The organism is Gemmatimonas groenlandica, assembly GCF_013004105.1.
GTDB classification, from domain to species: Bacteria; Gemmatimonadota; Gemmatimonadetes; order Gemmatimonadales; family Gemmatimonadaceae; genus Gemmatimonas; species Gemmatimonas groenlandica.
Genome location: NZ_CP053085.1, coordinates 4,931,280 through 4,943,738, shown reverse-complemented (window position 1 = coordinate 4,943,738; position 12,459 = coordinate 4,931,280). Strand labels below are relative to the sequence as shown.

Sequence of the window (12,459 nt, the reverse complement as noted above, 5' to 3'; positions counted from 1 at the left end):
ACATCCGTTCTCCTAGATAGCGCTTCTCAATCGATGAATCGGAATTCTGCCGCGCTGAACAGCGCCCGTGCGTACTGCGTCCACGCCTTCATGGACACTCTGCGCGCGAGCAGGTCTTGGTCTTTCTTTGCCTCGGCCGCGGCCTTCGTGGTGTCGGCCTTCGTGGTGTCGGCCTTCGTGGTGTCGGCCTTCGTGGTGTCTGCCTTCGTGGCGTCGGCCTTCTTCGTCTCGGCTTTCTTCGCCTCGGCCGCGGCCTTCGCGGTCTCGCTCACCAGCAACGACGCGCGTTGATTCGCGAGGAACGCGAGTCCGAGCTCTATCTCCTCCCCGGCCGCCTCCCGTCCGTACAGCAGCGGATAGGCCGCCCGTATCATCGCGCGATCGTCGAATCGCTTTGGCGGCGGAGGGCCGGCGGCAGCCGCGCCCGTGTCCGTCGACGTCGTCGCCATCGGCTTCAAGGCGGTGCGGCGAGGGGCCGCCGGCCCGCCTGTGCCAGAGTCCTGCGCAACGACCGTCGCCGCGGTCGAGTCGGCGAGGCGCCTCACCAGTGCCTGGGCCTGTCGCAACACGAACGGGGAGTTCATGAAGTACAGGCTCTGGAGCGGAACGTTGGTGGCGAACCGCCGCTCAGCGCTCAGGCTCGGGCTCGGAAAGTCGAACGTCTGCAGGAAGATGTTCGGCTGGAATCGGCTCACGCTCGCGTACAGCGTGCGACGGTTGTTCTTCTCGTCATCGAGCTCGAGCGATGGCCCGCCGATCGAGTCGACGAGTTGGCCGGACACCGACAGCAGCGCGTCGCGGATGCCCTCGGCGCTCAGGCGCTGACGGTTGAAACGCCACAGGTACTGGTTCTCGGGATCGATCGCCGCCGACTTCGCGTCGTGGTCCGACGCCATCTGATAGACCGAAGACAGCATGATGTCCCGGTGCAATCCCTTGATGGATCGTCCGTTCGCGACAAAGCGCGCGGCCAAGTACTCGAGCAACTCGGGATTCGTGGGCCGCGCGCCGGCAAAGCCGAAGTTGCTGGGCGTGCGCACGATGCCCGCACCCATGTGCCAGCCCCACACGCGATTCACGATCACGCGCGCGGCGAGCGGATGCTTGGCGATGTCCTGGGCGAGCTGGAGCCGGCCGCTTCCCTCCTGATAGACCACCGGGGTGCCGGGCTGCAGCACGAGCGGGAAGCCGCGCGGTACGCGCTCACCAAGGCTCAGCGGGCTGCCGCGGATGTGAAGCGCGATGTCATCGAGCGACTCCTTCGGCTTGTCCTGCACGCCCATCACGAACGGGATGTCCGGCAGTGCCTTCTGGAGGCGCTTCACTTCCTCGCGCATGGAGGCGAGGTAGTCCGCGGAGACGCGGCTGAGCTGCCGCTCCAGCCCCCAGCCGTTGAAGCGCAGCAGCGCCGGCTTCGGGAAGAACGTGTCGAGCTCGTTGTCGAGATCGACGGCGAACACGTCCAGGTACAGGTTGAAGCGCGACCGATCCATGGTCGCCAGCTCGAGCTGGTGCTGGTCGAAGAAGCTCTCGAAGCCGTTGGGCATCGGGATGGACTTCACCTCATCGAGCGGCGTGCCCTTGGCGATGATCCTCTTGTTCTTCTCCTCGAGCTTCTTCTGCTCGGCCGTCACGTCGATGAGCAGGCGCTGGAAGGCATCGGCCAGCCCCTGGGCCTTCTTCTTCGCTTCGGCCTTGGCTTCGTCGGTCGTGCCCACCGGCGCGGCGATCATCGCCTGCCAATCGGTCAAGAATGGGTAGTGTTTGGGCGGATCGTTCAGGAAGTCGATCCACCGTTCCAGCGTCTCCAAATCCAGGCGCGCCTCGAGGGCCGCGCGCTCCTTCGGGAGCTGCTCACGGGCAGTCACCCGCCACGCCGCCATCATGTACTTCGAGACTTGGAGCGTGAGCACGCGCGCGAGCTGGTCCGACTCGGTGCGCATGTACTCACCCATGCCGTCGTTCAGCTTCTTGATGAACTCCTTGTCCTTCTTGAATCGGTCGGCGCGAGCCGAGTCGGCGATCGGATACTCGTGGTAGTTGGCGTTGTTGAAGATGCCGGCGATCGCGTAGTAGTCGTGCGTGCCGATGGGGTCGTACTTGTGGTCGTGGCAGCGCGCGCACCCGACGGTGAGCCCGAGGAAGCCGCGCGTCGTCACATCCACACGGTCGTGGCGCTCGTCCGCGCGCGCCACCGGGGGATCGGCGAGGTCGTAGTACCAGGGGCCCTGGCCGAGGAAACCAAGGGCCGGGAGCAGATCCTTCCGGCGCGGCTCCGGCATCTGGTCCGCCGCCAGGTGCGCCATCACGAGGGTGTCGTACGGCATGTCCGCGTTGAAGGCGTCAACCACCCAGTCACGGTACACGTGAGCCATCGGGTATCGCTCCCGACCCGAGCCGTCCTGTGCCAGGCCGCGGGTGTCGTCCTCTCCGTAGCGCGTGACATCGAGCCAATGCCGGCCCCATTTCTCGCCGTACTGTTCGGACGCGAGCAGCCGGTCTACGACCTTTTTGAACGCGACGACGGTGGTGTCGGCGAGGAAGGCGTCCACCTCCTTCCTCGTGGGCGGGAGCCCGATGAGGTCGTACGTCGCCCGGCGAATGAGCGTGCGCTTATCGGCAGCACGGGCCGGGGTGAGCCCGCGCTGCTCGAGCGTGGCGAGCACGAAGCGATCGATGTCGGTTTTGGCCCAGTCGGATTTCGCCGGCGTGGGGACCTTGATCACCGGGTGCGGGCTGAACGACCAGAACTCGCGCTCCACCTTGGTGACGGCGCGGCGCTGCATGGCGATGGGCGCCTCGGTCTTCGCCCACTCGGCGCCGGCCTGGACCCACTCGACGAACCCCTGGATTTCCGCGTCCGACAGCTTGGCCGCGTTGCGGGGCATGCGCAGATCCTCGCGCTCGTGGCGCAGCGCCGCGATGATGAGACTCTGCTCGGGGTTGCCGGGAATGACCGCGGGCCCCCGCTTCCCACCCTTGAGGACGCGCTCGCGCGAGTCGAGGCGCAGGCCCCCACGCTCCTCGCTGGTGTGGCACGCGAAACACTTCTGTTCGAGCACCGGGCGGACCTTGCTGACGAAGATTCGGGCGCCGGGTGTCATCCCGCCTTCTTCTGCTGACACGGAGGCAGCAAGTACGATACGGGGCGCGGACTCCGGCCACGGCGCCCCCATTTTCACCCACTCCACCAGCCCCTCGATATCGCGAGGCGAGAGGGGCGGTGCATCTCGCGGCATCTCCATCTTCGCGATCTGGTGCCGAACCGCCTTGATGAGCAGGCTGGCGTCGGGGTCACCGGGGACAATGGCGGGGCCCGACTTCCCGCCGGTGAGGAGCTCGGCACGCGTCGTGAGTTTCAGGCGGCCGCGCGTGCGCGCCTCTGAATGGCACTCGACGCACTGCCTGGCCAGAACCGGGCGCACACGCGATTCGAAGAAGTCGTCGGTTGACTGCGCCGCGAGCGGAGTGGCGGATGCAGCCACGGCAGTGGCGAAGGACGCAAAGAGCGTGACGAGGGGCTTCATGGCATTAAACTACAGGAAGTTCGTTGTCCGGGCCTCATCGTGAGGCCGGCACGGGGCGGCAGCTCTCGTTTCCAGCGGCGTCCACCGCGCAGACCCGGAGACCGCCGGCGTTCGTCGGGACCACCGCGCGCCAGAGAAACTCCCCGTACCAGGAGAGCGGTGTCGCGCCCGCGCCAGCGGGAGAGGTCCATCGCACTTCGACACGTCGCCACTCGGTCGACAGCGTCGGACCCTTGCGGTCGTGGACGCGCGCGCGGACGACCACACCGTTGCTCGACGGCACCTGCGCGACCGGCCCCACGACCGGCGGGGAGACATCGGGCACGAGGCCCCGGCCCAGATAGATCCGCTCACGTTCGGCGCCCTTCACCTCGCCCTGCGCCTGCACGACGTCCATCCTCCCGTCGCCGTCCAGGTCGCCCAACGCTAGCCCAAGCGTGCCCGGGGTGCTGTCTCCCACGAAGACGTCGTTGGCGGTCCGGAGGTGGCCACGGCCGTCATTCAGCAGGAGACGGTCCGGCCCACTCAGCGAGCCGATCACGAAATCGGCGTCGCCGTCCGAGTCGACGTCGAGGAACGCCACGACGTTATCGTCTTCGCCGATGTTCTCGCGGTCGGGCCACCAGGCGTCGGTCGCGTCGAGATAGCGGCCCTTTCCGTCGTTGCGGAGCACGTGCTCACGGCGGCTGGAGCCGACCCCACCCACGATCTCGCCGTCGTTCACGGTGACCAGATCGAGGAAGCCGTCGCCGTCCAGGTCCATCGCCTCGTACTCGTAGTTGTTCGTGTACTGCGGAAGGCCACGAGGGTCGTTGGCAAACTTTCCTGACCCATCGTTGCGATACAGCGATCCGCCGCCGCAGCGCTTGCAGGACACCAGGACATCGAGGTCGAAGTCGTTGTCGACGTCGACGAGTTCGAGATCCCACGAGAACCGCACCAGTTCGTCGGGGAGTTGCGCGGCCGTGGCGTCGGTGAAGTGCCCCGCGCCGTCGTTGAGCCAGAGCCGGACGCGACCTCCCGCATTGCTCATGTTGTTGCCCGGCCCCCAGTCGGCGAGCACGAGGTCGAGGTCACCATCACCGTCCACATCACCGGGCTCGGCGTCGCCCACGCTCAGCAGAGCGACAGGCAGGTGGGACGCGGTGCGCTCGACGAACCCGCCCTTGCCGTCGGCTAGATACAGCCGGCTCTGCGTCTGATACGTCGTCCCGACAAAGACGTCGACCCGACCGTCGCCGTCGAAGTCGCGCGCCTTCACGACACGGGCAAGGTCCGGCGTTCTCCCGAAGACCTCTGTAGTGCGCTCGACGAACGGCTTGCCCGCACCGACGTTGTAGAATGCCCGGTTGAGCTCCGGCTTGCCGGGCGTCGAGTAGTCGCCTCCGTTCGCAAACAGGAGGTCGAGGAGTCCGTCCCCGTTGAGATCCGCCAGCTCGACCTTGTTCGTCCACTCGGCGGTCGGCGTGAGCAGCGCGTCAGTCGCTTCGACCCACAGCGCCCGGGGAACGGGGGGCTGAGCCGCCGAGGCGTCCGACCGGCCGGCCACAGTGCGCGGCGTGCAGGCCGCCACGAGAAACGCGACGGCAGCGGCGAGGGCGAGATGACGGGGCACGACGGGTGGGTGATCGATTCGCATTATCGGCAACTCGATTGGGGTCGGTTGACTATACGGCCCGATGGCCGATCGCGCGACGATGGCGTTGTGGCTTTGCCAGCGCACGGATGGCGGCCTGCGGCTCGCCGCTACCCATTCGACCCGCTTCACGTCCGTCGCGCGTCTTCGCGCGGACACCGGGCGCTGCGCGCGCCTACTCTGGGTGCATCACTCACCTCGAACAGGAGCGCATCACCATGTGCCATGCCATGAATCGTCACCGCCGTCGCCCAACGTGGCTCGTCGCGAGCCGCTCGGCGATCTCCGTTGCGGCGCTGGCCGCCAGTATGCTGGCATCCCGAGCGGCCGGCGCGCAGTCGACGCGGACAACGGCCGCGATGCCTCCCGACCAGGCTGCCGCCACTGCGCCCACGCGCGGGGGCGACGCCGACCTGCAGGGGATTTGGGACTTCACGATCCGCGCGGGTGAACGGACCTCCCCCGGCTTCATCGCGCTCGGTCCGGTTGAGCGGGGATGGGCAGGCTCAATCACGATGTACCTCACGAACACGCTGGCCGTCCGCGAGTTCACTATTGAGCGGGACTCGGTCCGGATGGTCGTTGCCTCGCGGGAAGGCGATGTGCTGTTCCGCGCTCGGTTGACCGACGACGCGCGTACGATGGAAGGCATCGTGGAATACCACGGCGGCGCGCGTCTTCCGATGACGGCCACGCGCCGCGCTCAACCCGTCGTGCCGCCCGTCGTGCCGCGCTGACTCCGGTCGAACGCGCGGCGTGCCGATTGGCCCACCCTTGATCGCGCCGAGTCCTGACTTCGATATTGCAACGTGACGACAAGCACGCAGGGGTCGGGGGACATCGGCTCTCCGGAGCCGTCCATGGAGCGGCGCATCGTGCCTGTCGGGGCCGTCGTACTGACGACGTTCTTTGCCCTGCTCTACGCGTTGCGCGGCAGCATCGCGCTCCTCGACCGTGGCGAGGATCCGCGCTGGGCACAGCAGGTTGGCTGGTCTCTCGCGATGTGGTGGACGTGTTTGCCACTGCTGCCGCCGCTCGCGGCTCTCGTCCGGCGCTTTCCGGTCGGACGCCCTCGTCCATGGCGCAACGCGGGCATCCTGCTGCTCGGCACGACGGCGGCTGCGTGGCTCCGGCACGTCCTGATGACCCCCGTCGTGGTGGCGATCACCGGCGTCCCCGACGTCACGGCGAGCGCTGCCGCACGCACCCTCACCTACTTCACCGTATTCCTCGTGATGGTCGCGCTCCTCCACGCGGTCCACTACTATCGCGCGGAACGCGCCCGTGAACTGCGCGAGGCTTTGCTCACCCGCGGACTGGCCGAGGCGCGGCTCGCCGCGCTGCGGACGCAGCTGCAACCACACTTCGTCTTCAACGTGCTCAACGCGGTCACCACCCTTCTGCACGCCGATCCCATGGCAGCCGACCGCATGCTCACGCGCTTCGCCGCGCTCTTGCGCATGATCCTGCACGAGGAGACGGAGGAGCACGCACTCGAGCGCGAACTCGATCTACTCGCGCGCTACGTCGAGCTGATGCAACTGCGTTTCGGTGACCGCATCGTCGTGGAGTGGGCCGTGGCCGATGCGGCGTGGGGCGCACGGGTGCCGTTTCTGGTGTTGCAACCTCTCGTTGAAAACGCCTACGAACACGGGCTTGCAAAGCGGGAAACGGGAGGACGCGTGCGAATCGGCGCCGCACGAACGGGCGACGCGCTCCAACTCATCGTCGAGGACGATGGGGAGGGAATCGACGTCGAGGCACGGGCGATCATCGGTCTGGGGAATGCGGAAACGGGCAGTGGCATCGGCCTGCGCAACACACGCAATCGCCTCTCACAGCTCTATGGCGCGCGCGCCTCGATGGTGCTCGAGCGAACGCCTGGTGGCGGCACGCGTGCACTGGTAACGCTGCCATTCATTGACGGCCCGCACGAGAGCGAGGGGCCTCGCGCGTGAACGAACCGACGCGCACTCGGGGTGAGAGACCCATCGCGAGCGACGGACGTTCCTGGAAGGTGCTCGTCGCCGATGACGAACCGCTCGCCCGCGCACGACTTCGTGCGCTACTCGCGCGACACCCCGAGTTCGAGCTCAGTGCGGAATGCGGCAGCGGTACGGCAGTTCTCGCCGCGCTCCGCGATGGACCCGCGGACGTACTGCTCCTCGACATCCGCATGCCCGGCCTCGATGGCATGGCAACGGTGGAGGCGCTCGCCCAGCAGGCGCCATGGTCGCTAGACCGCCCGCCGTGCATCGTCTTCGTCACCGCGAGCGAGGAGCACGCCATCCGGGCGTTCGATCTCGACGCGGTCGACTACCTCGTCAAACCGGTTGACATCGACCGATTTGACCGCGCAATGCGGCGGCTGCTCGAAAAACTTGGCGCACCGTCGCGAGTCCCCGATGCCGGAGCCATTGCGGCGGCCGATACCGCGCTTCGGGCTGCGCTGCAGGCGCTTCGGGGAGACGCCTCCGCGCCGGCCGGCGATTCCGGTAGTCGCACCGCTTCCCTCGCAGGAAGTGAGGCCGCGTCGGAGGCCGGGTATGCAAAGCGATTCGTGATCCGCGACGCAAGCGGAATGTACTTCGTGCCCGTCGTGGACGTCGATCGTGTGGAGGCGGACGGCAACTACGTGGCGGTCGTCGCCGGCGGGCGGCGCCACCTCCTGCGTGAATCGCTGCATCTCCTCGCGTCGCGCCTCAATCCGGAGGAGTTCGTGCGGGTGCATCGATCGCATCTGGTGCGGATCAACCGGATTCGACGGCTGGAACCCTGTGGCCACGGCGAGTACGAACTGACGATGACCGACGGCACTCGACTCACTTCGAGCCGGAGTTATGGGGAGCAGGTGCGGCGGCTACTCCGCTGACCACAGCGCGCGAGCCGTGCTGCACATCCATCTTTACCCCATCCCTAGCTCACGGCCTCGCCCGCCCCATTCCGCGATATCGATTGGCAGAACGATCTCAGACCGATGCGGGTTCGGCCTGCGCATTGCGCCCCGGCGTGGCCGTGCTGGTGATTGCCACGTGCACACTGGCCTTTGCCTACCTCGCGTCACACGTCTCGACCACCGGGGCACTGGCAGCTCTCGACCTCCAGATAGCGCGTTGGCTTCACGCCAACGCGTCGCCGGCGTTGGTCACCGCCATGTTCTGGGTCAGCAACGCGCAAGGCATTGCCGGGATTAGCGTGCTGTCGCTGCTGATGGGCGCGTTCCTTGCTAGGAAGAGGGAATGGAACTGGCTGCTGGTACTGATATTGTCCGTCGCGGGAGGCATGCTCTTGAACGTGCTGCTCAAGGAAACCATCCGTCGTCCCCGACCGATGTTCGACGACCCGCTGTTGACCCTGGCGACGTGGAGCTTTCCCAGCGGCCACACCGCCGGCGCCACGGCATTCTATGGCGTCGTCGCGGCGTATCTGACATCGAATACGATGTCGAGGCGACGCCGCACGCTCGTGATCGCCAGCGCCATCACGTTGCTGGTGTTGGTTGCATTCAGTCGCATGGTACTTGGCGCGCATTATTTGAGTGACGTGTTGGCCGCCTTTGTATCGAGCACGGGGTGGCTGGCGCTCTGTTTCGCCGTCGTCGGTCTCTGGGGCCGGCATCGCCTCACCCGCGCATGATCTTTCGATTCCTGACAGGCCGATGCTGAAGATGGCCGTCATCATCAACCACGACGCGGGGACGAGCCACGCCATCGACGTCGCGGACCTGGCTGAGTCGTTGCGCGCGGGCGGGTACGAGCCATCCATCACGCTGAGCCGAAACGGCGCGGACACCGTCACGGCCGCGAAAGCCGCACGCGCCGACGGAGCGAACATCGTCGTTGCCGGTGGCGGAGACGGCACCATCAATGCGGTCGCGGCGGAGCTGGTCGGATCCGACATCGCGCTCGGCGTGCTTCCGCTCGGCACCCTCAACCATTTTGCGAAAGCCCTCGGGATTCCGCTGAAGCCGAACGACGCGATTCATACGCTCGTTGCGGGATACCGCACGCAGGTGGATGTCGGAGAGGTCAACGACACGATCTTTCTGAACAATTCGAGTATCGGCATTTATCCCGAGATGGTACGGGAGCGGGAAGTGACGCAGCGGCGCTTCGGCCGATCCAAGTGGGTCGCATTTTTCTGGGCGAGTCTGAAGGCGCTCGACCGCTATCCGTTCCTGAATGTCCAACTCGATGTCAACGGCACACGGCTCCACAGGCACACGAGTTTCGTATTCATTGGCAACAATGAATACCTGATCGACGGTTTCGAGCTGGGCGAGCGAACAACGCTCAGCGCTGGCTGCCTGAGCCTCTACGTGTCGCAGCGAACGGGACGTCTGGGACTGCTCGGGTTCGCGTTACGCGCGCTGTTCGGGCGACTACGACAGGCGCGTGATTTCGACATGCTCCTGACAGCGGGGATCGTGATCAAGACAGGACCCGATCGAGTGAACGTGGCCACCGACGGCGAAGTCACGACGATGAACACGCCGCTCCACTACCGGATCCGAGCCGGCGCGCTCAGCGTGATCGTGCCGCGACCCACATCAGCCTGAGTGTGAGGTAATGCGCACGCTCGTTCATCTGTCAGATCTGCATTTCGGCCGCGTCGACACGCGGCTCCTGGCGCCGCTGATTGATCGCATCGTGAAGATCCAGCCGGACCTGGTGGTGGTGTCCGGCGACCTGACGCAGCGCGCGCGCAGCGATCAGTTCAAGGCAGCGCGCGAATTCCTGGACGTGCTACCACGTCCGCAGATTGTCGTTCCGGGCAATCATGACATTCCCCTGCACAACGTGTTCGATCGATTCGTCCGGCCGCTGCAGAAGTACCGCCGCCATATCAGCGACGATCTCGAGCCGGCGTACGTCGATGGTGAAATCGCCGTGTTGGGGGTCAATACCGCGCGTTCGGCTACGATCAAGGGCGGGCGGATCAATCAGGACCAGCTCGGTCGCCTGCGCGCGCGCATGACCTCCGTTCCCGGAGGGACGATCAAGGTCGTCGTCACGCACCACCCGTTTGATTTACCAAGCCATTACCACGATGGCAATCTCGTCGGACGCGCGCCGGCGGCGATGCAGCTGTTTGCCGAATGCGGGGTGGACCTGCTGCTCGCCGGTCATTTCCACGCGAGCCACGCGGGCGACACGGCCGTGCGTTATCGTATCGGCGGTTATGTCGCCGTGGCAGCGCAGGCCGGTACCGCCACATCGACGCGTGGCCGTGGCGAAGTGAATGCGTTCAATCTGGTGCACCTCGATCCGTCGCACATCACGATCGAGCGGTACGGGTGGGATGCCGAGAGCGGCACGTTCACAGCATCCCACGCGGATGTCTTCACGCGCACGGCTGGCGGGTGGTCACGGTCGACCCCCAGCGATCACGCACGGTAAGCCGACGTCGGCCGCGCGGTTCAACGACTCTGACCCCTTGAACCGGAGCGTTCAAGGGGTCAGAGTCGTTGAAAATCCTCAATCCTGCACCAGCTTACGCAGTGCTTCGAGACTCCGCAGCGCGGTTTCCGTCGGTGCGATGCTCCCCGACACGGCCTTCACCAGCGCCGCATCACGGCTGTACAAATCGTTGCCGAAGTAGAGTTGTCCGTCGCGCTCGTAGGCCGTCGCGTACACGATGTACACGGGAATTTTCTTCGCGAGCTTCGTGGACTGGTTGTCCGTGCCCTGCTGCATCGCGGAGTCGACGCGCGCTGGCTCCCAACCGAGTACCCACTGCGCGAGCTCGTCGGGCTTCTCGAGACGAATGCACCCATGGCTGAAGGCGCGCACATCCTTCGCAAACAGCGCATCGTCGGGCGTATCGTGGAGGTAGATGTTGAACGCGTTCGGGAACAGGAACTTCACCAGACCCAAGGAGTTCTTCGGCCCCGGCTTCTGCCTGATACGCGTCTCGCCACCATCCTTGAAATACTCCAGATCGTTCGCCTCCATGTACTTCGAGTCCTCAGCGATCTTGGGCTCCGTTTCCTTCTCTTGAATGTCCGGCGTGATGTTCCAGTACGGACGAAACACGACGGTCTCCATGGAGTCGGCGAATACGGGCGTCGTCTTGCCCTCGAATTCCTCGCCGACGATCACCTTCATCTCGAGCGTACTCGTCGAATCGTGCGCCTCGAGCCGGAACGCGGGGACATTCACGATGATGTACCGACCGCCGAACGAGCGCGGCAGCCAGCGATACCGCTCGAGATTGGCGGCAATCTGCGCCAGTCGATACTGCGCGGGCACGTTCAGCGACTGCATCGTTTCGGCGCCGAGTGCGCTATCAACGGCAATGCCGTGTCGCGCCTGGAAGTCGGCGACGAGCCCCGCCAGCTCGGTGTTGTAGACGTTCGCGCCTGCCGCCCCGGACGGCGCCACGTCCGATGCCGCCCCCGATGCACCGCCCGGTGCACCGAAACCCTCGACCCGAAGACGCTCACGAAGCGCTGCGATGCGCGCCGGTTTGTCCGCCTGACGGGGCTTGAGTGCCTTCCCAGCCGGCACCACCGCCCATCCGCCACCAGCCACGATAGACTGGAAGCGCACGAGCGACCGACGCAACGCGTCGTAGTCGGCGTCACGCGGACGCATGCGAGCGATGGCCGAGTCGAGTTGCGGATCACGAAGGCTGCGCGCGACCGCACTGTCGATCGGCTCGTGACCCACCGCAATGTGCCAGTCCTGCTCGATCGACTTGGGGTCGACTTGTCCCGTGAGGAGATCCTCGGCGAGCTCCACGTAGGTCGCCGTGAGAAGTACGTCAGCGTTCGCCAGCTGCGTCGCACTTGCCTGTTTCGTCGCCTGCACGGCACCCACCGTCGCGACCAGTTCATCAAGTGGATACCCGTCGAGTCGGAGGGCGTCGGTGCGCACATCGACCACCGCGCGCAACAACGCCTTACTGCGCGATTGACTGAATCCGTCCTTTTCAAGCCAGAGCGGAACGTTCCCGTACGTCGTGTACAGCTGCTTGATGTGCCGCCACCGGTCGGCGGGGACGCTTTCCGGCCGCGTAGCGAGCTGCGCCTGAATCGATGACGTGACGTCGCCGATCGGCACGCCCATCACCAAGTCGCCCGGGCTCGGCGTCCATTCCTTGGCGGCATTAGGTGCCGTGCGCCCCTTGCAGCCGACAACGAGTAGCGCCGCGAGGCTGCAGGTGAGCAGCACGCCGCGTCGCGTGGCGCTCATGACGCCAGTTCGCCGCGCCGGGATTCCGTGTCGAATGAGCCGTTGTGCCACGCCGAGCCTCCGAAATGAGCAGATGTCTGCGACCGGACCCGGCCGTAAG

At 65.9% G+C, this 12,459-nt stretch carries 9 protein-coding genes; 6 read left to right on the top strand and 3 right to left on the bottom strand.

The features are described from left to right. Nucleotides 1–26: 26 nt before the first annotated feature. Nucleotides 27–3,527, bottom strand: coding sequence for a PSD1 and planctomycete cytochrome C domain-containing protein (locus HKW67_RS21290; RefSeq protein ID WP_171227313.1), 3,501 nt, complete (start codon nucleotides 3,525–3,527; stop codon nucleotides 27–29). Nucleotides 3,528–3,561: 34 nt separating this feature from the next. Continuing rightward, a complete protein-coding gene (locus HKW67_RS21285) occupies nucleotides 3,562–5,166 on the bottom strand; it encodes an FG-GAP repeat domain-containing protein (RefSeq protein WP_171227312.1) in 1,605 nt (534 codons plus the stop codon). Nucleotides 5,167–5,393: 227 nt separating this feature from the next. On the opposite strand from HKW67_RS21285, the gene HKW67_RS21280 reads away from it, so the two are divergent. The 6 genes from HKW67_RS21280 to HKW67_RS21255 all read left to right on the top strand — a co-directional run bounded on the left by HKW67_RS21280 (nucleotide 5,394) and on the right by HKW67_RS21255 (nucleotide 10,562). Further along, a complete protein-coding gene (locus HKW67_RS21280; RefSeq protein ID WP_171227311.1) occupies nucleotides 5,394–5,900 on the top strand; it encodes a hypothetical protein in 507 nt (168 codons plus the stop codon). A 72-nt stretch (nucleotides 5,901–5,972) separates the two neighbouring features. After that, on the top strand, nucleotides 5,973–7,121 hold the full coding sequence (locus HKW67_RS21275; RefSeq protein WP_171227310.1) for a sensor histidine kinase: 1,149 nt from the start codon (nucleotides 5,973–5,975) through the stop codon (nucleotides 7,119–7,121). Then, entirely contained in the window at nucleotides 7,118–8,035 is a 918-nt protein-coding gene (locus HKW67_RS21270; RefSeq protein WP_330998920.1) for a LytR/AlgR family response regulator transcription factor, read from the top strand. Before HKW67_RS21275 ends, HKW67_RS21270 begins: the two co-directional genes overlap by 4 nt. A gap of 83 nt (nucleotides 8,036–8,118) precedes the next feature. After that, nucleotides 8,119–8,799, top strand: a complete 681-nt coding sequence (locus HKW67_RS21265) for a phosphatase PAP2 family protein (RefSeq protein ID WP_171227308.1) — start codon at nucleotides 8,119–8,121, stop codon at nucleotides 8,797–8,799. A 22-nt stretch (nucleotides 8,800–8,821) separates the two neighbouring features. After that, complete coding sequence (locus HKW67_RS21260) at nucleotides 8,822–9,721, top strand: diacylglycerol/lipid kinase family protein (RefSeq protein WP_171227307.1); 900 nt, start codon at nucleotides 8,822–8,824, stop codon at nucleotides 9,719–9,721. 10 nt (nucleotides 9,722–9,731) lie between these two features. Beyond that, the gene (locus tag HKW67_RS21255) at nucleotides 9,732–10,562 is read left to right on the top strand and encodes a metallophosphoesterase family protein (RefSeq protein ID WP_171227306.1); all 831 of its coding nucleotides are present in this window, start codon (nucleotides 9,732–9,734) and stop codon (nucleotides 10,560–10,562) included. A gap of 78 nt (nucleotides 10,563–10,640) precedes the next feature. Here HKW67_RS21255 and HKW67_RS21250 read toward each other — a convergent pair whose 3' ends face one another. Beyond that, complete coding sequence (locus tag HKW67_RS21250) at nucleotides 10,641–12,359, bottom strand: L,D-transpeptidase family protein (protein ID WP_171227305.1); 1,719 nt, start codon at nucleotides 12,357–12,359, stop codon at nucleotides 10,641–10,643. Nucleotides 12,360–12,459: the final 100 nt, after the last annotated feature.

What these genes read in the sequence shown, in the direction of transcription:
- HKW67_RS21290 (WP_171227313.1), bottom strand. Translation starts at nt 3,527, where the DNA reads ATGAAGCCCCTCGTCACGCTCTTTGCGTCCTTCGCCACTGCCGTGGCT.
- HKW67_RS21255 (WP_171227306.1), top strand. Translation starts at nt 9,732, where the DNA reads ATGCGCACGCTCGTTCATCTGTCAGATCTGCATTTCGGCCGCGTCGAC.
- HKW67_RS21285 (WP_171227312.1), bottom strand. Translation starts at nt 5,166, where the DNA reads ATGCGAATCGATCACCCACCCGTCGTGCCCCGTCATCTCGCCCTCGCC.
- HKW67_RS21260 (WP_171227307.1), top strand. Translation starts at nt 8,822, where the DNA reads ATGCTGAAGATGGCCGTCATCATCAACCACGACGCGGGGACGAGCCAC.
- HKW67_RS21280 (WP_171227311.1), top strand. Translation starts at nt 5,394, where the DNA reads ATGAATCGTCACCGCCGTCGCCCAACGTGGCTCGTCGCGAGCCGCTCG.
- HKW67_RS21250 (WP_171227305.1), bottom strand. Translation starts at nt 12,359, where the DNA reads ATGAGCGCCACGCGACGCGGCGTGCTGCTCACCTGCAGCCTCGCGGCG.